Source organism: Candidatus Nitrosopumilus sp., from assembly GCF_965223225.1.
In the GTDB taxonomy this organism is placed as follows: Archaea; Thermoproteota; Nitrososphaeria; order Nitrososphaerales; family Nitrosopumilaceae; genus Nitrosopumilus.
Genome location: NZ_CBDCVU010000004.1, coordinates 953,067 through 972,464 on the forward strand (window position 1 = coordinate 953,067; position 19,398 = coordinate 972,464).

Below are 19,398 nucleotides of genomic sequence, written 5' to 3' on the forward strand. Positions count from 1 at the left end.
CATGTAGATAAAAAAATGTTTTAAAAAAAATCATGAAGTGTTTTTTGCCTGATGAGTAAAGACATTTTTCCGTGAGCAAGCCATTCAGACTTGCTTATGCTAGTTTTTTTTGAGGCCAAATCAAGAGAATGTTCATAGTTATCTGAAATCACAGGAGATTGTTTCATTGCCTCTCTTATTCCCTGACGAACTTGCCACACTCCAACAGGAACTGCATATTCAGGACGAATCTCTCTGAACACAATGACTCCTGCCTGAAGTTTTAACTTAGACAGGTACTCTACAACTCCTAATTTTGCTGCAAAATACGCGCCTGCAATTGTAGGAGGATGATGGTCAATACCACGGGCATCTTCAGAGTCTGACCCATAGCCAATTATCCCATTTGAAAACCAAGCTTCAGTCATCTCAAACAGCCATATATGTGGAAATAAAATAACGCAAAAGAGATTTCCCAGATGTTCGTAACTAAAAACGCGGCAAGAATCAATCACAGGATAATCAAGAATCTCAGCCATTAGAGAATTTGAAATAATTTCGTCAGTTGCAGTAATACTCCATTTAGTAGGAACTAACTTTCTTTTTTGTCCCAACATTCCAATGCTAAAGCATTTTTGAATTCTGGAAACATCAATCCCAGAATGATACATGTTCAAAACAGCCTCGGCAGCACTAAGATCCTTATCATAGAATACTCTTTCAATTGCTTTCACAGAAGAAACGTTAGAAAATTTTGCAGAGTTTATTTTACCTACAGGTCCAAAAGGAGCATTTTCGCCATCAAGAGAGACACTAGAGACAGGTGTTTTCTCAAAAACAAGATCAGAATCAATTGGTTTTGAAGACATTGCAACATCCTGAAGACTTTCGACATACTTGCCATCAGTTTTATCAACAGAAATTTTTTGTGTTCCACGAACTAAACTTAACCTAAAATTAACAATATCTTCCAAGGATTTTCCTTTCCAATTTTCAGGGCTGTCAAGTAAAGCAGTATCACCATGTACAGGAGGAACCATAGGACCAACAAACACTTGTGGATAGTTATGAGAGCCTACAAAAATAGATGGAGGACTAGTACCACTAATAGAATCAGATGAGAACAAATTACCGTATTGAGACAAAGTTTCATTCCATTTTGTCAGTATTGCACGTCGTATGTCTTGAGAACTAGAGGACATTAACTTTCATGGCTAGATTGATGCTATAAACTTGCATGATTCTTAAATTTAATCAGAGATCAGCGCAGAATGTTTAAAGAAGAACGGACAAAAAAATTCATGGAAATAAACAGAATTGTATCTTTTCTGCCAAGTGCAACTGAGTTAATATACGAATTACAAATGGAAGAACGTCTGTTTGGAGTAACGCATGAATGCAGATATCCTGAAAATGCTAAAACAAAACCAAAAGTCATAACATCGGTAGTAAATTCTGAAAAACTAACAAGTAACCAGATCAATTCGATGACTTGTCAATTACTAAATGATGGAAAAGACATATTCATTCTTGATGAAAAAAACATTGTAAAAGCCAATCCAGACCTCATCATATCTCAGGAGACATGTGAGGTTTGTGCAGCATATACAAATCAGGTCAGTCAGGCTTTAAAAATTCTTAAGAAAAAACCAATGATTCACTCAATGGATCCTTACAACATACAAGAAATATTAGACTCAGTAAAAAGATTAGGAAAGATCCTAAAGAAAGAGGATAGAGCTCAAGAAATAATCGATTCACTGGCAAAAAGAATTGAAAACATCAAAAAAAATAAAAAATTACAAAAACCCAAAATCCTTGCAATAGAGTGGATGGAACCTTTTTTCACTGCAGGTCATTGGGTTCCAGAAATGATAGAGATGGCAGGAGGAATTAACTTGATAAGTAAGCCAGGAGAGCATTCTAGAAATTTTGACTTTCAAGAAATAAGAGATGCAGACCCAGATATGGTCATCATAATGTCATGTGGATTCAATACAAAAAGAATAGTTGAAGAGTACAATTCAATACTAAAAGAAAATAAAGACTGGAATTTGCTCCGAGCAGTAAAAAACAGGCAGATCTTTGCCGTTGATGCAAATTCCTTTTTCAGTAAACCAAGCATAAGAACAATAGAAGGAATAGAAGTACTTGCAAAAATAATACAACCTGAGAATTTTCAAGACTTGAGAGTCCCAGAGGATTCTTTTGAGCACATAAAATAAAGGAAAAAGAATGAATTTTCATCGGAAAAGGCAGTTTGCTTGAAAATAAAGTAAAAACAAGGAATTGTTTTAGCACTAGTAAAGTGGGTTAGCATTAGTTATATAGCTAATCAGGATAGAACTCTCAATGGTGTATATTAGAGCAAAAAAGGTAAAATCAGATCAATATCTTTATCTGGTCAAAAGTGTGTGGAATTCAGAAAAAAATACATCAAAACAAGAAATTGTAAAGTATCTAGGAAAGGCATCAGAAGTAGTCAAAGATGATCTGCCAAAAGAATACAGAAATGATCCTAAAATTCTTTCAGTGCTTGCATCACACAATCCAAAAGATATCAAAAAGAGAGAGGAAGCTACAAAAAAATCAAAACAACAACTTTACAAAAAATTAACCGAAGGGAATATTGAGGAGTGTGTAAAAATTTACGAGGAATACATAAAGATATTTAATTCGTCTGACTTTTTTGATAGAATTCTAAAACAAGTAATGTATAAGATTGGCGAGGATTGGGCCAGTGGTAAAATCAGCATAGCCACAGAGCATGTCGCAAGCAACATTGCACAAACACTGGTAAAGATAATCATGGACAAAGTGTCAGTAACTAAGAACAAGAAAAAGATTTTACTTTGTGTGCCGGTAGGAGAAGAGCATCATCTTGGATGTGATGTGTTAGAGACATATCTCTCAATTAAGGGATTCAAAGTTTACAATATTGGAACTTCAATACCAACTGAATCAATATTAGAATTTATTGGCAATAACAAACCAGACATTGTTTTTGTTTCAATAACATTGGATGATAATTTGACTGCAGGTCAAAGACTAGTGAAGAAAATCAAAAACGAATATGAAAAAACTCCAATTCTCATAGGAGGATATGCATTACAGTCAGAGCAAATTCCAAAGTTTGAAGGAAAAATAATCAAAGATGTAGGACTGGAAGAAATTCCCAAAATTATAAGAACTGCATAGAAAAATTCAGGATTTTAAAAAATTGTCAATTTTAGGATAGCATAAAAGAGAACTATGAGCAGCAGAATCAGTGCCGATACCATAACTCACAGTCGAGTCACCTACAAAAAATAATCCATCAATACCTGGAATTTGATGAGGCATCTTTGACTTCCATACCATACCAGGCTCCTTTATGACAGATTCTACTAGTTTCCAGGCCATTGCCCTCTCCCAGATCAGAGATGATTTGAATTCAGGATAAATTGAAGAGATTTCAGTTTTCATATTTTGGACTAGCTCATTAATTTTTTTAGAATCACCCACAATTGAGGAATCAACTGGAGTACCGGCAATTATCAGGTGTTCACCAGGAGGAGAAACAGAAGGGGTTATGTTAGAAATGAAAAAAATGCCTTTAGTTACAAAAGAATCACCTACAGGAAATACAACCTGTCTGGTATCAATTTTTTTCTTTAGTGCAAAATGAACTTCAACTACAGATGTTTTTTTATCCAAACGGTTAATTTTTTGTACAAAATCTTTTTTGATTACACCATCATCAAACAGATGATTAATTGCATCGTATGCAGGAAAAGAGATAACCACACATTTTGCTTTGATAAAGTTATCATCTTTTGTTATGATTCCAACAACTTTGGAATTTTCAATAACTATTTTTTTTATAGAATGATTTGTTTCTATGGTACCTTGATTTTCAGTAACATATTGGGCAAGAACCTTTGTTATTGAGTCATATCCCCCATTGTCTGGGTATGCAAATTCACTTGTTCCCCCTTTGAAAGGATTGGCGCGGATAATTGTTCTGGCAAATTCACCCAGGGAGATATGATCAACAGTGTCTGCAAAAGCCAGCATGCATACTGCTTCAAAAAAAGCGCCAGTTTCATTGTCTAATTTTTTTGTAACTTCAGTAAGCGACTTGTCATCCCATTCTTCAGTTTTCTGAATTGATGCAAATGCCATTGGAAGTAAAACTTTTAGTAAATTGATTCTACTCTTGAAAGGAATCAAAGATAATTGAAGAAGATCCATCATCCCTTTTGGATATTTATGAAATCCAGTATCAGAATGAAACGATATATCATCTACCTTAGCAAGCTTTAATCTTGATGCAATACCAACTTTTTGCAAGATTTCATAAATTGAGGATTTTTTGTAAAATGGCATTATATGAAATCCATTATCTAAAATGTGCTGACGAAAAGTCATAGACGCTGTTCGGCCCCCGGTCTTGTTTGATTTTTCATATATCTCAACGGGATATCCAGCATGCGTTAAAAGAGCACCCAGGCTCAATCCTCCCACTCCTGCACCTACAATATGAACAGTATCAGGCATAAATCAGATTTGTTCTGTTTGTATATAACACAGGGTAACTTTGCATTATAGTGCTAACTAATCTTTGATGGCAGAATTGAAATAATTTTCGGAAGATCTTACAAATTCCAGCATGACAGATTTCATCTTTCTAGAAATAACCCTATCAAGAAAAGGAATGAATCTCAATAACCCGTGCATCGATAAATTAACAGCTATTGTAATGTCAGTTCCATTGGATTTAGAAACATCATATTTTTCTATAAAGGTAGTTCCTCTAAGTGGTCCACTAAGAATGAAAACCTTGTGAGTATCAGGTTGCATTATCACATGTTTTGTTTTTACGTCAATATTTCTTCCCAAAAAAGAAATATTTTCAAGCACTATTTTTTGATCAGGAATAGTGTCATCTATTATTTTTAAGGATTTAAAATAATCAGGCATTATTTTATGGAAATTAGAAACATCAGTACTAATTTTAAAAATAACATCTCGTGACAAGAAAGTACTTTCATTTAAACAAAAAATTTTCAAACTATATCATACCTCTAAAATTTTTTTAAATATTCTTCAAAGAAGAAATAATCAGAATTGAAACGGTACATAATAATTTGGATACATGTGGAGTTTATTTATCATAATCATTTGGTTTTGTTTCTTATAAAAAATAATGAGTTTTGCAAAAAAATTTACAATAAAAAGACTTAATTTATTATTAAAAGTGGCAATGAACTCAATAGATTTTTCTTTCTCAAAATAATTTTTTTCAGTTTTTAAAAAATCTAATTCTCTGAAAGAATTTTTTCTCATATTATATAATGGAAAAAATAATTCATATAAAAAATAATAAGACAATAAACCATATCTTGGTTTCTAATATTTATGAAAAAATAAAAAAAGTTCATAGTGCTAACTCTTGTTATATAATAAAATTTTTATTTTGGATTTACCACTAGAAAGTACAATTTTTCTTCTTTAAATAATTTAGAATGTAAAATTAAGCATATGCTTACTGAATTAATTCATCAAAAAAATTGTAAAAAAATTAGCATCATTACAGATTACCATACAGGAGAAATTGCGTGCAGCAGTTGTGGATCTGTATCATCTCAACAAGTAATAGACATAGGATCTGAGACAACAGGATTGTCAGGAGATGAATATCAGAATAACAGCAGAGTAGGTAGAAAAATATCTTTAAAGATGGTAGATATGGGCCTCTCAACAATCATAGAATCAAAAGACAGAGATGTTTCAGGGAAGATTCTTTCAAATGAAAATAAACGAATGTTTTATCGCCTCAGAATGTGGGACAGAAATAGTCGCTCTGCAAACTCTGTAAAATCTTTTCAAAAAGCATTTACAATGCTTGATGCGATTGGAGCTAAATTAGGTTTACCTGAATCAGTGATAGAACACACCGCATATCTATTTAGAAAAATTGCAGCAAAAAAAATACTTACAGGCAGATCTACATCGGCAATGATTTGTGCGGCAATATACATTGCATGCAGATCATTAAACACGCCAAGAACATTACAAGACGTATCAGATGCAGGAAACATCAAAAAGAAAAACCTTCAAAAAACATACAGATTTCTTGTAAAAGAGCTCGACATATACCCACAAGCTTACAATCCAATAGAGTTTGTAACAAGAATTTCAAAATCACTCTTGGTTTCTGAAAAAACAGAGAGACTTGCGTTTAAAATCCTAAAATTGGCAAAAGAGAAAAATGTGTCAACTAGTAAGAATCCAATGGCAATGGCAGCGGCAGCTGTACACTTGGCCTCAATTTTAAATTCTGAAAAGGTTTCGCAGTTAAAGATTTCAGAAGTATCTCAAATCAGCGCAGTCACCATCAGAGACAGAACTAAGGAGATAAGAAAAAAGATAGGAGGTGATATGATTGGGTAGAACGTGTAGAGGCATCTGTCAAATGCACAAGGCAGATCCAGCTCCTAACAAAATAAGGTACGAAATTGGGCAGAAAAGATGTACTTTTTGTGGTATTTTTTTGTCGATAGGAGATTCAAGATGTATTTGTTGCAAAGCAGTCCTAAGAACAAAAGCAAGAGGGAAAAAAAGAGACTAGTTTCCCTTCACTGCACTAACCAGAGATATAACATCCCTATCTCTCAGCTGGTAATTTAACGGGAGTCGTAAGTTATATCTCAAATCTTTTCCATATAGAAGGCCTTTGGTTAAGTCAGTATGGATTTCCTTAGCTAGATCGTTTATTGTGGAACCATCTTTCAGCAAAATGAGATCAGGTAAAATTCGTCCATTTTTATCTGCAAGGTTTTTCTCATCAGCTATAGGATAGATGGAATTCATCTTTAGAAGCTTGAATACTGCGACATTAATTGCAAACTGAACTCCAGTTCTCATATATTCTCCCATGATTCCCCTTTTGATAAAATCAAGTGCATCTTGTTGTTTTGTGTTTAACTCATCAGGTTTTAGAATTTCAAATTGTTCAGACCCTGGAGAATATTTGATAAGCCCCTTTTGTTCTGCACGTCTCAAACTAAATTCGCTAGCACCACTGGCAGGAATTACAATTGAATCATTATAGCGTTCTCTCAATTTTGCAAAATTTTTATCGGCACCTTCTACATCTATTTTGTTAGCTACAATTAAAGTTGGTTTGGATATTTTTCTCAAATTTGTTGCGAACTTTTTTGTATCAACCATATCAAATTCATCAAAGTTTTTTTCTTCGAGATCCACAACACGAAGGGTTTCTTGGACATGGCTATTTGTAACGCCAATTCCCCGATAAAGATCAGTAATTGAGTTTACAATGTCGGAGCCATTTTTTATAGTCTTAGATACTTTTTCTCTATTACCTTCTAGAATCTTATGATACCATAATGATAATTCTTCTTCAATATCTGCAAAGTCAGAAATAGGATCACCAGAACCAATTTCGGTAATTTTACCAGTAGAATCAATCCCTCCAGATGCATCTACCACATGGAGTAATACATCAGATTGTGCAGCAATGGATAGGAATTGGTTGCCAAGACCCTTCCCTTTCCATGCATCTTTTATGAGTCCAGGTAAATCAATCAATTCAACTGGGATGTATCTCCACCCATCAACACATTTGGAATTATTAGGATTATCTTGAATTTTAAATTCAGGATGAACACAAAGTGTAATTGCATGTCCGATACCAAAAACGGGACTCTTGGTGGTAAAAGGATATGAAGAAATATCTTCAGAAGAGAGGGTCGCAGAATTAAAAAACGTAGTTTTTCCAGTATTGGTTTTGCCTATCAACCCAATTTTGATTGACATGAAACAATTGGTAGTTTAGAATATTTATCTCTGCCTAGTTAGAGACAGACTCATTAGAATCTTTTATTTTTTGAAAAGTTTCCTCAAATTTCTTTAGTGACCAATCAATATCAGAAAAGTCTTCAGAAGAAAGAGAGTCAGTCCACTTTTCTAGGAGGGTTTTTGTAATTTCTGAAGAATGGTTCAGCAAATTCCAGTAAGGATGGTGTTCGGCCACAGTGTAAGACAATTCAGATACATCAGACAGCCCATTTCGGGCTCGTTCTAAAGAGGTTAATTTGTCTCCAAAAATTTTTATGATTTGGTTTTCAGGATCAGACTCTATCTTCAAGTAGGTGTCATTATCTTTGTATTTCTTTATTAATTCCAGTAGGTCTGTGTAAAAATTATCAAAATTAGTCATTGGAACAATCTCTGATGTTCAGCCAACATGCAACGATTAAAGACTACTTGGATTCCAGCTCTTCTTGCCAACTCCTCAGCCTCAGCATTGTGAATTCCTTCTTGCAACCAAATAACCTTAGGTTTTTTCATTATAGCAGCCTCAACAAAAGGTAGAACATCCTCAGAGGGCCTAAAAATATCAACAATATCAACATCGGCATCAACATCAGATATTGAATCATAACTTTTTCTCCCAAATATTGTGTCAGCTTTAGGATTTACAGGTGTTATGTCATAACCATTATCGATCAAGTATTTAGGTACATAGTTTGCGGCTTTTGAAGAATCCTTAGACATGCCTATGACTGCTACTTTTTTTAGAGACAAAATTTTAGAAATTTCATCATCAGTATGATCGTCTTTTTCCATAAGTAAAGGACAGGTATGTTGAATATAATTTTTGAAGAGCATTCAAAGCGAAGTATTTTTTAGTTGTAAATTAGTGTGAAAAGCAGATGGTAGAAGAAGAGTCAAAAGACATTATTGCATTAGGAGCAATCAGACACGGGATTAAAAAATTTGAGAAGATTCAAAAAACAACTCAGATAGAACCTCAAGAACTAAACTCAATACTAGAACAGTTAGAAAAAAGAGGCCTCATAGAAATTAGAGAAAAGAAAGGATGGTTAGGAAGAAAGGTCGAGATCATTACAACAGAAAAAGGCGAAAAAGAAGTGGATGAACGGGTTCATGAATTACAAACAAAATGGAATCAAATGTCACTTCTTTACAATAAAGGAGACAAAAAAGGATTGAAACAATACATGGATGATAATAGGTCATTTTTACCAATGATGATGTTTTTTGGAGTAATGGACATGATGATGTTTAGTATGATGTTTAGTATGATGGGAATGGCAATGTCAGACTATGTGCCACCAGAGAGTATGCCAGAAGGAGCAGCAGGAGAAGGAATGGATGGTGGTGATGGTGGAGGATTCGACGACGGGGGAGGATTCGATTTTGATGTCGGATTCTAGGTCCTATTTATAGGAGATTTTGTTGTAGAAAATAATTGATGTATAGTTCTTTAGAAGAATCAGGACTACTAAAAGTTCTAACATTTTTGCAGACTCACAATACAGAGTATCTGTCAGGTCAAGATTTGAGTGATGTGCTAAAGATAAGCAGGGTTGCAGTATGGAAACAGATCAAAAAAATTCAAGAATTAGGATATAATGTAGAGTCAAAACAGAAGATGGGGTACAAGCTTGTATCTAATTCAGATTTACCTCTACCATGGGAGATTATTGCTTCATTAAAAACAAAAAAGATAGGCAGACGTGTTTTTTATTTCGAAAATACAGATTCCACACAGAATGAAGCAAAAAAAATTGCACGTGAGTCTTTGAATGATGGAGCAGTCATAGTTACAACAAAACAAACAGATGGAAAAGGAAGGTCAGGCAGGAAATGGATTTTACCCAAGGGGGGTATCGGATTTTCAGTTATTTTAAAACCAGATTTTGACATTGCCATGACCACCTTATTTCCAATTGGAGTTTCAGTAGCACTCTCAAATGCAATCGAAAAATTATTTGGAATCAAACCGGAACTAAAATGGCCAAACGACATAACAATAAAGAGTAAAAAAGTTGCAGGAATATTGGTTGATGCTGCTTTTGAATCAAACAGTATAGAATATCTCATTTTAGGAATAGGAATTAATTTTGATATTGATGTGAAAAAAATTGAAAAACAACTAGGTCAAACTCCAAATTTTTATGGAATCACATCACTTAGTCAACATTCAAAAAAGGAAGTAAGGCAAGTAGAATTAATTCAAACATTTTTGTTTGAATTGGAAAAAATTTATGAATTATTCAACAAAGGTAGAACTCAAAAGATCATTTCTGATTGGACAGAAAGATCATCAACAATTGGTAAGAATGTTGAGATGAATAGTACAAAGGGGAAAATAGTAGGAAAGGCAATCAAAATTGGCGAGGATGGCGGATTGATAGTTTCAAAAGGAAACGGAAAAACAATTAAAATAGTTGCAGGAGACATCATACACAATTAGACATAATAAAAAACGAGTTATTTTTTAGACGATTTTGAAATTTTTTTAGATTTGGATTTTGAATGTTGTTGGGAAGAAATCATAGAGGTTTGTTCCTTTAAAATTTCTTTTAACTCATTTTGGATTTCAAAAACGGATAACAATAATTTTTCTAGCGATTGAGAGTACTGAACATATAGATCCAGTAGTTCTGTTTTTTTCTCGTTTGCCTTCAACAAGTATTCATTTTGTCGCAATGCATTAGTAGATTGGATTAATTCAGGAATTTCAGTTGCAGGTTCTTTCAGGTTGTCCAAATCATTTTTCACGTTTTGGATTTTCCTTCTTAATGAATAAATCAAGTTATCAAAATCGTTTTCAGACAATAAAAAATATCTAAATTAAACACATTAAAGATTTTCTACAATTCAAAAAAAAGAATACCAAAAAATACCCACAGATTAGATGAAAAATAAAAAATCAAAATACCCAAGAAAGGAATTTTCAAGAAAATTTCTTAAGCATATTAAATAAAAAAAGAACAAGCTAGTCGATTTCCATCAGAAAAAAAGTATTAGCTTAACCTACACACAATTAACCTGCAGAAATTAGGTAAAATGGATAAAAAGGTAATTTATCAACTTCTATGCATTATGCTTAAAAACTCAATGATCAATGGTCCCAAATGCCCAGCATGTGGAGATAAAAAAATGGTTACCGATGAGAACACAGGAGAGCTTTTCTGTGGAAAATGCGGGTTTGTAGTGACTGACAAGATCACAGATACAGGTGCAGAATGGAGATCTTTTGCAAATGATGAGAGTAATAGAACCAGAGTAGGGGCTGGAACCTCATTGACAATGCACGATATGGGATTATCGACAGTCATAGGATCTGCCAATAAAGATTCAACGGGAAAACCACTCTCTGCAAGCGTAAAAAGTTCAATAGAGAGACTCCGCACATGGGACAGCAGAACTCAAGCACATTCATCAGCAGATAGAAATCTCAGACAGGCTTTGAACGAGATGGACAAGCTAAAGGACAAACTTGCATTGACAGATGCAGTGGTGGAAAAAGCTGCATACATTTACAGAAAAGCAATGGAGAAAAAGCTGGTAAGAGGACGTTCAATTCAAGGATTGGTAGCTGCTTGTCTATACGCATCATGTAGAAATACAGAGACACCAAGAACCCTTGATGATGTCGCAAAAGGAATCAACATAAGAAGAAAAGACGTAGCAAGATGCTACAGATTAATTTTTAGAGAACTCGAACTTAAGATGCCAGTTGTGGATCCAGTAAAAGGAGTTTCAAGAATTGCCAGTATTGCAGAACTAAGTGAGAAGAGTAAGCGTAAAGCAATTTCCATACTAGATGATGCAAAAAAAATAGGAATGGTTGCAGGAAAAGATCCGATGGGAATTGCAGCAGCAGCATTATACTTAGCATGCATAAGTACAGGTGAGGTAAAATCTCAAAAAGACATTTCAATTGCATCAGGAGTAACAGAAGTAACCATTAGAAATAGATGTGCAGGGTTACGAAAAATGCTCAAAGACTGAAACCATACAGGAAAAGTAATTTTAAAGAATAGTTATTTCTTTTTGGATTTTGCATATTCGATTCTGTCCCAAGGAAATACAACATATCCATCATCTTTTGTTTGTTCACCGTATAAAAGATTAGAGGGATAATTTTTTCCTACTCGTGCAAATAGGGTAGCAAAAACAAATTCCGAAGAAGCATCATATCTAGATATAATTTTGTTAAATGTATCACCAGTATCAAAAATATCATCAACAAATAATGAATCAGAAGAAATATGATTTTGATCAACATATATTTTCTCAATCCCAAGACCATCTGCAATCAAACGTGATGGAACTAATCCTCCTCTACTTACAGTATCGATACTTGAAAAAGTTCTTGGCAGAGACGAAATTTTAGCAGTCAGTATTTCGACAGAACGTTCAATGTCATCCCAACTTAGATACTGCTCTTCATCGGACATTAAAAACAAGTTTGAAGAGAGTGATTAAAGTGGTTTCTATTAGAATGTCTTCATAGGAGTTTTTTTGAGGGAATCTATGATTTTGAGCACTTTGAAAGGTAATTTACCAAAATCGATCTGTTTTTCACAAGATAAAAGCAAGACATCATCATTATTTAGTGGAAAGCTCATCACGATCACCTTGTCTCTGTAAGACATTGAAAAATGAACTTCTCCAAATTCATTATCAAATTCATGTCTCATACGTACTCTTAATGCAAGCTCCATAAACATCATTTCATCTTGTTTTTGTGCTTCTAGAGAAAGCAAACCCTCCTTCATCCCGCCTGCAATAAGATGCCCCCTACTATTGATCAGTCGGGCAGAACGCATTTTATCATCCAATTTTATGATATCTTGGCAAATTTTTTCAAGTTCTTCTATGTTTTCCATGATTTGATATTGATAAGCGAACTATTTATTGCGATCTGTGAGAATAGGTATCTGTGCAGACAGAATCATCAAAAGAAATTAATGACTATTACAAGCACTTGTCTCTTTTCTGGACAGACATCATACACTTAATGTCTAGTAAACCACAAGCACTGACATCAATTGGTCCAATGAGAGCATTTGCTGCAAACTCCAAGAAGATATCTACAGAGTTAATTGAGATAAATGAAGATCTGTTAGAGTTTAACCAGCATCTTACAGAATATTATAAGCAATTATCAAATACTTGGAGTATTGCTCAAAAAAAAGTAAACATGAAGGCTCCTGAAATCCCTCAGGATATAGAACAGATAGAATCGTTCAAGAGAATTTGGATAGATATTTTCGATAATGATTTTACAGAACTTTTCGATTCAGAAAAGTTTGGAGAAAACTATGGAAAATTAGTTTCAAAGGAGCTTGAATTGACCAAACATTGGAATAACATTGTAAACGTCATCTTGCAATCAGTTAATCTGCCAAGCAAAGAGGAGATAGATGAGGTGTACAAGGAAATACATTCTCTAAAGAAAAGGGTTGGAAAATTAGAATTGGAATTAAAGAAAACAAAGAGGATTCAAAATGCAAAGTGAGACAAAAGTAGATCCAAAAATAATAGAAGAGATTTTAAAATTCAGTAAAAATGTAGTTGAAGCTCCAAAGTTAGTTTCAGCTCCAGATGAGATAAGCTTGGAAGTGACATCACACATAGTAGAACAGACTTTAGACAAAACAAGACTTTTACATTACGAACCTCTTACAGAAAAACAACACAAAACACCATTATTGATTTCATATGCATTAATCAATAGATTCCACATCCTTGATATTCATCCTGAAAAGAGCTGGGTCAAAAATCTGTTAAAACAGGGTTTTGACGTGTACATGTTAGATTGGGGAACTCCAACTAGTATGGACAAGTATCTTGATTTTGATGACTATGTGAATGGATATTTAGATACGTATGTTGAACATATCAAGAATCAATCATCATGTGATAAAATTTCGCTACAAGGATATTGTACAGGAGCAACTATTGCAACTGCATATACAAGCCTTCATCCTGAAAGTGTAAAAAATTACATTGCAACGGCACCTGTAATTGACGGATGGCGAGATACAACAGTTATCAGCAATCTAGCAAAGCATATGGATGTTGATAAAATGGTAGAAATAATTGGAAATATGCCGCCAGAATTCATGTATTATTGCTTTTCAGTGCTCAAGCCTTTTGAACAGGGAATTGAAAAATATGTAAATTTCTTTAAGAACATAGATAACAAAAAATTCGTAGATAATTTCTTACGAGTAGAAAAATGGTTGGGCGATACTCCTCCAATACCAGGAGAATTATTTAGACAATGGATTAAAGATATCTATCAAGACAATCTGCTAATACAAAATAAAATGTACATTGAAGGAGAACATGTAGATTTGAAGAAGATAGACATGCCAATATTTACACAGGTCGCAGTGGGGGATCATCTAGTATCACCAGAATGCAGCATGCCACTTCACTATGCAATAGGAAGTGAAGACAAAACACTTAGAATGTACCCTACAGGCCATGTAGGGATGATTGCAAGTTCTTTATCTCAGAAAAAAGTTCTGCCAGAATTAGGACAATGGTTGGAAGAAAGATCATAAAAAAATAAAAAAGAAAAAAAATTAATTGTTCTTTGTAGTAAATGCAGAAATCCAAGATTGCATGATGTTTCTGTTCAAATCAGCAAATGATTTTGCATTATCATTGAATGTTTTGATGTTTTGTTGTGTTGCATCAATGGTTGCCAATGTAATTTGGTTTTGTAGTGATGCAGCTTTAACAAATTCTTCAGTAGTATCACGGATTACTTTTAATGTTGCTTCAGGAATGTTTGTTGCGATACCTGCTTTTTTGACATATTCATGATTTAGACCTATTGTAGAGGCTACTACATTTTCAAATGCCTGCAAATATTCCTGTTGTACATTAGTTACTGATTGATGATACTGAGGAACTGATTGTTTTATTCCATCAAATAGTTTGTTAACATTTTCTTGATATACAGAAAAGATATCTTTTGAATTTTCATGTGTTGTTTCGTTCTTACTCAATTTTTCACCTCCTTATTCTTAGATTTTTTTCCAATTGGTAAGATAATCACCTGGACTAAATCACCCTCACCCAAGCCAAGTGCATTACGCTCTGCTTCAGGAATAGAAATTCTTCCATTACTGCTAACAGTAGTTTTGTAGGCACCCCAATTCATAAAAGATGGAAGCATCTGTCCGATGTTGAACATAGTGTCCATGCTTTTACTTTGGATTGAAGAAATATTCTCCATCATGCTGGCTTGAGTGTTTCTTGCGCCGTCAGAAATACCTCTTAGTGTTTCAAGAGGATTAAAAGTTTGGTTATTTTGATGATTCATCAAAGAACCAAAATTTTTCATAAATTCTGCTTGTGCACGACCATTTTTTGTGATCCAATCTCTAAACATTTGTGTAGGATCATATTGGTTATCATTACCACTCATTACCAAATAATGACATATACTGGAATATAAACTAAACTAATTTTCATTCAAGAAATCCATCACTCTAGAAGAAAAGGTTTTAGGATCTTGGACATATGGCGTGTGTCCACATCCATCCATACGGAAAAATCTACAACCCTCAACAGATGAAACAAAACTATCAGCATAAGTAATTGGGATGACAGGATCATCAGAACCCCAAATAACCAAAGTAGGTGCAGATATTTTTTGGAGTTTTTCAGTCAAGGGATCGGAATTCTTCAATCCAAGAATTGTGGACATAAATGCAAGTTTTGCGTTCGGTAAACGCATTCTCTCTATAAACCCAGAAACAATATCAGAATGAACGGCGTTTCCAGAACCCTCCATCATTTCAAATGCATTCTTTGCATTTTGTTCATTAGGGTATAACGCTGCCATAATGTATGCATCTAGAGCAGGAGTAGATTGTTTCATTATTCCAGCAGGAGAGACCAAAACAAGTTTTTTGACGTTTGAAGGTCTAGTTGATGCATATTCTGCAGATATTTGTCCTCCTAAAGAAGAACCAACAACAAAGGGATCATTAATAGCAGATTCAATAAAAAATTTATGCAAAAAATCTGAAAAAAATTCAGGGGTATAATCTAATAACGGTTTGTCACTGTATCCAAATCCTATAAGATCTGGAACTATGACTTTGAAATTTTTTGAAAAAATTGGAATGACATTATTCCATCTTTCAGCAGACGCTCCTAATCCATGAACAAGAACCAAGGTTTGAACGGAATTACCTGATTCCAGATATCTTATTTTATGTCCATCGATTTGTAAAAATTTCTCTTCCACTGTTTTAGCTAAATTTGTTATGGATAGATAAGTTTTAGTCAGGATAGCGATCAAAAAATTGGCGTTTTTTGAAAAAATTGACAGATTAGACTTTCAAAGTATGTTTTTTAAGATGAGAAATGGCTAATCCAGTATTGATAAAGAAGAAGATCTCTAAAATTCTAGTTACCATAGACGGGTCTAAAAATTTGATCAGAGGTTTAGAGATGGCAATCATATTAGCAAGGCAATGCGGAGCTACAATTACTGGAATCTATTCAATCAATGCTCCGCCTCATTCTGAATTCAAAGGGGTTGGATCAGTTGAAAAGGCTCTGAAAAAACAGGTAAAGAAAATAATGGAGGATTCAAAGTTACTTGCGACAAAAAACGGGATAGTTTTCAAAGAGAAATTAATGCAAGGAGACGTAGGATATAACATAGTAAGGCTTGCTCAAGGAAAAGAGAATTTTGACATGATAATAATGGGATCACGAGGTAGAAGTTCTGCCAAAGAGATGTTTTTTGGAAGTGTCTCAAACCATGGTGTACATGCAGCAAAAATTCCAGTAGTCATAGTAAAATAAAATTAATTCATAAAATAACAGAATCATAAGTTTTTTCAAGTTTTAAAATTGAAAACCAAACAACTTATCTGAAACTTATTTTCATCATAATACATGAAGAGAAAACATAGTGAAAGAGCAATGGGAAATATGACAAAACAGCTAAAAGCACAGTTAAAATTTCTTGAAGAAGATCTAAAAAATGAAGAAATGGCACTGACAAAAGCAAAAAAATTCTCAAAATACAAGCTGCCTGGAATTAAAAAAATGATTCAAAGACATGAAGCAGGAGTAAGACAAACAAAACTAGATTTAGTCCAAATCAAAAATAGAATAAAGAGATATCAAAAAGAAGGAAAAATTAACAAAATACTATAATGTGTACTTTTCATATTTGATTTTAAAAAAAGTCAATCTCCAAAAACACGGTAATTCATCATTATGAAAAAAAGAGATTATTAGAGAATCAACAAAAGGACTCAAGAGAGTCCATTTTTTTGAAAGTATTTTTGGTGATACTCTTCAGCTTTATAGAATTTAGGGGCAGGCACAATCTCAGTAACTATTGGGGAAGAATATTTTCCAGAACCATCTAATTCTTTTTTTAACTTTTCTGCAAGTTGTTTTTGTTCTTCATTATGATAAAAAATTGCTGAACGATATTGGATCCCAATGTCAGGACCTTGTCGATTCAAGGTGGTCGGATTATGATTGTTCCAGAACACATTCAATAATTCATCAAATGAGATTTCATCAGGATCATATTCAACTTCTACAGCTTCTGCATGTCCAGTACGATCAGTACAAACTTCCTCATAAGTAGGGTCTGGTAATTGACCACCAGTATACCCCACCTGAGTAGATTTTATCCCTTTAGTTTTAGCAAGCAAGTCCTCAACATGCCAAAAACAACCTGCGCCAAATGTTGCCTTCAATGCAATCAGATTTGAAGATTACAGAATTAAAACCATTTGGTCATTAATTGATCATAGCCACCACAATTAAGAAAAAAACCAAAAAATATTTCTTGAATTTTGTTAACGAAAAATAGTAGGATGTAGAAAGTACAGGTTTTAGCTTACATCAGTAAATATTTCGACTACTTTTTTTGCAAGATTTTCAATGTTGGTAGAAGGTTCTGCAGATATCAATAAGAGAATTTGAGTTATAGGGAATGGAAAGCTCACCAAAACTGCTTTGTCACGTCTAGCTGCAAGATAATTGATTGGCCCCAAACTTTCGTCATATTCTTTTCTTATAGATGCCTTAGAAACAAATTCTAAAAAGGATTGTAACCTAGTCTCGTCACCTTCATGAGGAGACAATCCCTCTTTAAAACCGCCTGCAATAAGTTGCCCATCTTTATCAACAATTCCCGCAAATCGTATCTCAGATTCTCCTAGAAGCTTATTACATTTTTCAGTATACAATTTCAGTTGAAAGTCAGAACTACTCACGATAAGAATTCTCAAAATATCAAAGATAAAAACGTAATCAATTAGCATCAAATGATGAAATTAAGATGCAAGTCTAAGTTTAACAAGAATTTTAAAAATAGTATAAATTAAAAGGTATTAAATTTTCATTTGCATTTAATTATTACATAGTCAATTATTTTTTCTTCAGATGCTTTTTTCATTTTCTTAAGAGAGTAATACAGTATATTTTCCACATACTTTGGGTATTTTTTAAGAATTTTTTGTTTTAGTGAAATTCTATTTTGAATGTAATAATCACAAAGGGGATCATAGACATTGGAACCAATTAATTTTTGGTCACATATTTCAAAACCATGAGTTTCAAGGAGGCTTGCAACATGTTCAAGAGAATAATGTTCTGAAGACCAAGTGAAATTTAACAGTCCTGTTTTTTTTAGAGAATATTCATTATTAGTTATGGGTATTGCCATTACAAATAATCCATTTTTTACCAATATTCTTTTTGCTTCGGATATGAAACCATCAAGAGGTTTGAAATGTTGAGCAGACTCTAATGCCAGAACCCTATCTACTGAATTATCCAAAAAAGGTAATTTTGTTGAAGTAGAATTAAAAAATTCAATTCTTCTTTGGGAACCAGAATAAAGCAATTGTTGAAGATTGATGTTAATGCAGTACAAATTTAGATTTTGAAATGTGTCTCTCCATAGTTTGGAAGGAGCAGTCAGACCACTACCAACATCTACTGCATGGTGTGCTGTAGACAATTCTGCAATGTTTCCAAAAATATGACAGAGATTTTTTTGAGCAGAATCTGGATCAGTGCAAGATGCAGACCAATATCCAAAATTAAGCATAGAATTATCAGTTGCAAGCCCCATTACAGGAGACAGCGTATTGTATAATTTTACAACATCTTTTTCGTTCCGTCTAAAGGTCCACAATAGTACATCAAGAGGGTTTATAGAAATCAAAAACGAAATCACGATTCTTTAAAAAAAAGGGTATTAATTTCTAGGGTAAACCGTCAGAATCATCAACACAGTGTTTGTGAACCCATTGTTTGTTGTTATTTTTTGCAATTTCTTTGCCAGGCTGAATCTTTTCACCGCAAGATATGCAAGAAGTGGTAAATTTTGCTTTCATGAGATTACTCTACGACATCCAAATATATCACATAGGTTGTATTTTGTGTTGAGTGTTACTAAAGAAAAAGTAAATTTTTGAATGTAGAATAAATGTAAAAAACAAATCTAACTGACAGTCAGCATATACAATAATTCTTCAAATCATTTGCAGAATCTCTCTTTTGTCTGAAATTCTTTTAACCTAA

Annotated in this window: 26 protein-coding genes; 10 read left to right on the forward strand and 16 right to left on the reverse strand. The window is 33.6% G+C overall.

Annotation, left to right across the window (positions count from 1 at the left end; all coding sequences use genetic code 11):
- Nucleotides 1-20: 20 nt before the first annotated feature.
- A complete protein-coding gene (locus ACOQN3_RS06270; RefSeq protein ID WP_420545631.1) occupies nucleotides 21-1,181 on the reverse strand; it encodes a hypothetical protein in 1,161 nt (386 codons plus the stop codon).
- Nucleotides 1,182-1,250: 69 nt separating this feature from the next.
- Between ACOQN3_RS06270 and ACOQN3_RS06275 the strand changes: the two genes are divergently transcribed.
- Together ACOQN3_RS06275 and ACOQN3_RS06280 are read left to right on the forward strand one after the other, a co-directional pair.
- Nucleotides 1,251-2,204: a cobalamin-binding protein gene (locus ACOQN3_RS06275; RefSeq protein ID WP_420545632.1), complete on the forward strand. Its 954-nt coding sequence runs from the start codon at nucleotides 1,251-1,253 to the stop codon at nucleotides 2,202-2,204.
- 127 nt (nucleotides 2,205-2,331) lie between these two features.
- On the forward strand, nucleotides 2,332-3,177 hold the full coding sequence (locus ACOQN3_RS06280) for a cobalamin B12-binding domain-containing protein (protein WP_420545633.1): 846 nt from the start codon (nucleotides 2,332-2,334) through the stop codon (nucleotides 3,175-3,177).
- Nucleotides 3,178-3,183: 6 nt separating this feature from the next.
- Here ACOQN3_RS06280 and ACOQN3_RS06285 read toward each other — a convergent pair whose 3' ends face one another.
- Entirely contained in the window at nucleotides 3,184-4,518 is a 1,335-nt protein-coding gene (locus tag ACOQN3_RS06285; protein WP_420545634.1) for a phytoene desaturase family protein, read from the reverse strand.
- Between the two features lie 57 nt (nucleotides 4,519-4,575).
- Nucleotides 4,576-5,031: a hypothetical protein gene (locus ACOQN3_RS06290; protein WP_420545635.1), complete on the reverse strand. Its 456-nt coding sequence runs from the start codon at nucleotides 5,029-5,031 to the stop codon at nucleotides 4,576-4,578.
- 471 nt (nucleotides 5,032-5,502) lie between these two features.
- Between ACOQN3_RS06290 and ACOQN3_RS06295 the strand changes: the two genes are divergently transcribed.
- Nucleotides 5,503-6,414, forward strand: a complete 912-nt coding sequence (locus tag ACOQN3_RS06295) for a transcription initiation factor IIB (protein WP_420545636.1) — start codon at nucleotides 5,503-5,505, stop codon at nucleotides 6,412-6,414.
- 174 nt (nucleotides 6,415-6,588) lie between these two features.
- Here the strand turns inward: ACOQN3_RS06295 and ACOQN3_RS06300 are convergent, their stop codons facing one another.
- The 3 genes from ACOQN3_RS06300 to ACOQN3_RS06310 are packed head-to-tail and all read right to left on the reverse strand — an operon-like array spanning nucleotide 6,589 to nucleotide 8,616.
- Nucleotides 6,589-7,803 carry a redox-regulated ATPase YchF gene (locus tag ACOQN3_RS06300; protein ID WP_420545637.1) on the reverse strand — a complete coding sequence of 405 codons (1,215 nt, stop codon included), beginning with the start codon at nucleotides 7,801-7,803 and terminating at the stop codon, nucleotides 6,589-6,591.
- 34 nt (nucleotides 7,804-7,837) lie between these two features.
- Nucleotides 7,838-8,206: a hypothetical protein gene (locus ACOQN3_RS06305; RefSeq protein ID WP_420545638.1), complete on the reverse strand. Its 369-nt coding sequence runs from the start codon at nucleotides 8,204-8,206 to the stop codon at nucleotides 7,838-7,840.
- Nucleotides 8,203-8,616 carry a CoA-binding protein gene (locus ACOQN3_RS06310; RefSeq protein ID WP_420545639.1) on the reverse strand — a complete coding sequence of 138 codons (414 nt, stop codon included), beginning with the start codon at nucleotides 8,614-8,616 and terminating at the stop codon, nucleotides 8,203-8,205. The genes ACOQN3_RS06305 and ACOQN3_RS06310 overlap by 4 nt, the downstream gene beginning before the upstream one ends.
- Before the next feature lie 86 nt (nucleotides 8,617-8,702).
- Between ACOQN3_RS06310 and ACOQN3_RS06315 the strand changes: the two genes are divergently transcribed.
- Both ACOQN3_RS06315 and ACOQN3_RS06320 read left to right on the forward strand, forming a co-directional pair.
- Nucleotides 8,703-9,227, forward strand: coding sequence for a hypothetical protein (locus ACOQN3_RS06315; protein WP_420545640.1), 525 nt, complete (start codon nucleotides 8,703-8,705; stop codon nucleotides 9,225-9,227).
- Nucleotides 9,228-9,265: 38 nt separating this feature from the next.
- Nucleotides 9,266-10,270 (forward strand): biotin--[acetyl-CoA-carboxylase] ligase, encoded by a 1,005-nt coding sequence (locus ACOQN3_RS06320; protein WP_420546603.1) that lies wholly within the window; start codon nucleotides 9,266-9,268, stop codon nucleotides 10,268-10,270.
- 17 nt (nucleotides 10,271-10,287) lie between these two features.
- Here ACOQN3_RS06320 and ACOQN3_RS06325 read toward each other — a convergent pair whose 3' ends face one another.
- Nucleotides 10,288-10,635 carry a hypothetical protein gene (locus ACOQN3_RS06325; protein WP_420545641.1) on the reverse strand — a complete coding sequence of 116 codons (348 nt, stop codon included), beginning with the start codon at nucleotides 10,633-10,635 and terminating at the stop codon, nucleotides 10,288-10,290.
- A gap of 267 nt (nucleotides 10,636-10,902) precedes the next feature.
- Between ACOQN3_RS06325 and ACOQN3_RS06330 the strand changes: the two genes are divergently transcribed.
- A complete protein-coding gene (locus ACOQN3_RS06330) occupies nucleotides 10,903-11,814 on the forward strand; it encodes a transcription initiation factor IIB (RefSeq protein WP_420545642.1) in 912 nt (303 codons plus the stop codon).
- A 32-nt stretch (nucleotides 11,815-11,846) separates the two neighbouring features.
- Here ACOQN3_RS06330 and ACOQN3_RS06335 read toward each other — a convergent pair whose 3' ends face one another.
- Both ACOQN3_RS06335 and ACOQN3_RS06340 read right to left on the reverse strand, forming a co-directional pair.
- The gene (locus ACOQN3_RS06335) at nucleotides 11,847-12,263 is read right to left on the reverse strand and encodes a phosphoribosyltransferase (RefSeq protein ID WP_420545643.1); all 417 of its coding nucleotides are present in this window, start codon (nucleotides 12,261-12,263) and stop codon (nucleotides 11,847-11,849) included.
- A 39-nt stretch (nucleotides 12,264-12,302) separates the two neighbouring features.
- On the reverse strand, nucleotides 12,303-12,695 hold the full coding sequence (locus ACOQN3_RS06340; protein ID WP_420545644.1) for a DUF6659 family protein: 393 nt from the start codon (nucleotides 12,693-12,695) through the stop codon (nucleotides 12,303-12,305).
- A 53-nt stretch (nucleotides 12,696-12,748) separates the two neighbouring features.
- On the opposite strand from ACOQN3_RS06340, the gene ACOQN3_RS06345 reads away from it, so the two are divergent.
- Both ACOQN3_RS06345 and phaC read left to right on the forward strand, forming a co-directional pair.
- Nucleotides 12,749-13,327: a poly(R)-hydroxyalkanoic acid synthase subunit PhaE gene (locus tag ACOQN3_RS06345; RefSeq protein WP_420545645.1), complete on the forward strand. Its 579-nt coding sequence runs from the start codon at nucleotides 12,749-12,751 to the stop codon at nucleotides 13,325-13,327.
- Complete coding sequence (gene phaC, locus ACOQN3_RS06350) at nucleotides 13,317-14,381, forward strand: class III poly(R)-hydroxyalkanoic acid synthase subunit PhaC (RefSeq protein ID WP_420545646.1); 1,065 nt, start codon at nucleotides 13,317-13,319, stop codon at nucleotides 14,379-14,381. Before ACOQN3_RS06345 ends, phaC begins: the two co-directional genes overlap by 11 nt.
- Before the next feature lie 21 nt (nucleotides 14,382-14,402).
- Here phaC and ACOQN3_RS06355 read toward each other — a convergent pair whose 3' ends face one another.
- From ACOQN3_RS06355 to ACOQN3_RS06365, 3 genes are read right to left on the reverse strand one after another with little or no spacing between them, the layout of a single operon-like run.
- Entirely contained in the window at nucleotides 14,403-14,831 is a 429-nt protein-coding gene (locus ACOQN3_RS06355; RefSeq protein ID WP_420545647.1) for a hypothetical protein, read from the reverse strand.
- A complete protein-coding gene (locus ACOQN3_RS06360) occupies nucleotides 14,828-15,253 on the reverse strand; it encodes an AbrB/MazE/SpoVT family DNA-binding domain-containing protein (protein ID WP_420545648.1) in 426 nt (141 codons plus the stop codon). Before ACOQN3_RS06360 ends, ACOQN3_RS06355 begins: the two co-directional genes overlap by 4 nt.
- Before the next feature lie 36 nt (nucleotides 15,254-15,289).
- Entirely contained in the window at nucleotides 15,290-16,081 is a 792-nt protein-coding gene (locus ACOQN3_RS06365) for an alpha/beta fold hydrolase (protein WP_420545649.1), read from the reverse strand.
- Nucleotides 16,082-16,215: 134 nt separating this feature from the next.
- Between ACOQN3_RS06365 and ACOQN3_RS06370 the strand changes: the two genes are divergently transcribed.
- Nucleotides 16,216-16,647, forward strand: a complete 432-nt coding sequence (locus ACOQN3_RS06370; protein WP_420546604.1) for a universal stress protein — start codon at nucleotides 16,216-16,218, stop codon at nucleotides 16,645-16,647.
- A gap of 93 nt (nucleotides 16,648-16,740) precedes the next feature.
- Nucleotides 16,741-17,004: a hypothetical protein gene (locus ACOQN3_RS06375; RefSeq protein ID WP_420545650.1), complete on the forward strand. Its 264-nt coding sequence runs from the start codon at nucleotides 16,741-16,743 to the stop codon at nucleotides 17,002-17,004.
- A 101-nt stretch (nucleotides 17,005-17,105) separates the two neighbouring features.
- On the opposite strand, the gene msrA is transcribed toward ACOQN3_RS06375, so the two are convergent.
- From msrA to ACOQN3_RS06395, 4 genes are all read right to left on the reverse strand, one after another.
- Nucleotides 17,106-17,561, reverse strand: coding sequence for a peptide-methionine (S)-S-oxide reductase MsrA (msrA, locus tag ACOQN3_RS06380; protein ID WP_420545651.1), 456 nt, complete (start codon nucleotides 17,559-17,561; stop codon nucleotides 17,106-17,108).
- Nucleotides 17,562-17,699: 138 nt separating this feature from the next.
- Complete coding sequence (locus ACOQN3_RS06385) at nucleotides 17,700-18,083, reverse strand: DUF6659 family protein (RefSeq protein WP_420545652.1); 384 nt, start codon at nucleotides 18,081-18,083, stop codon at nucleotides 17,700-17,702.
- Nucleotides 18,084-18,208: 125 nt separating this feature from the next.
- The gene (locus ACOQN3_RS06390) at nucleotides 18,209-19,039 is read right to left on the reverse strand and encodes a class I SAM-dependent methyltransferase (RefSeq protein ID WP_420545653.1); all 831 of its coding nucleotides are present in this window, start codon (nucleotides 19,037-19,039) and stop codon (nucleotides 18,209-18,211) included.
- 40 nt (nucleotides 19,040-19,079) lie between these two features.
- A complete protein-coding gene (locus ACOQN3_RS06395) occupies nucleotides 19,080-19,211 on the reverse strand; it encodes a hypothetical protein (RefSeq protein ID WP_420545654.1) in 132 nt (43 codons plus the stop codon).
- Nucleotides 19,212-19,398: the final 187 nt, after the last annotated feature.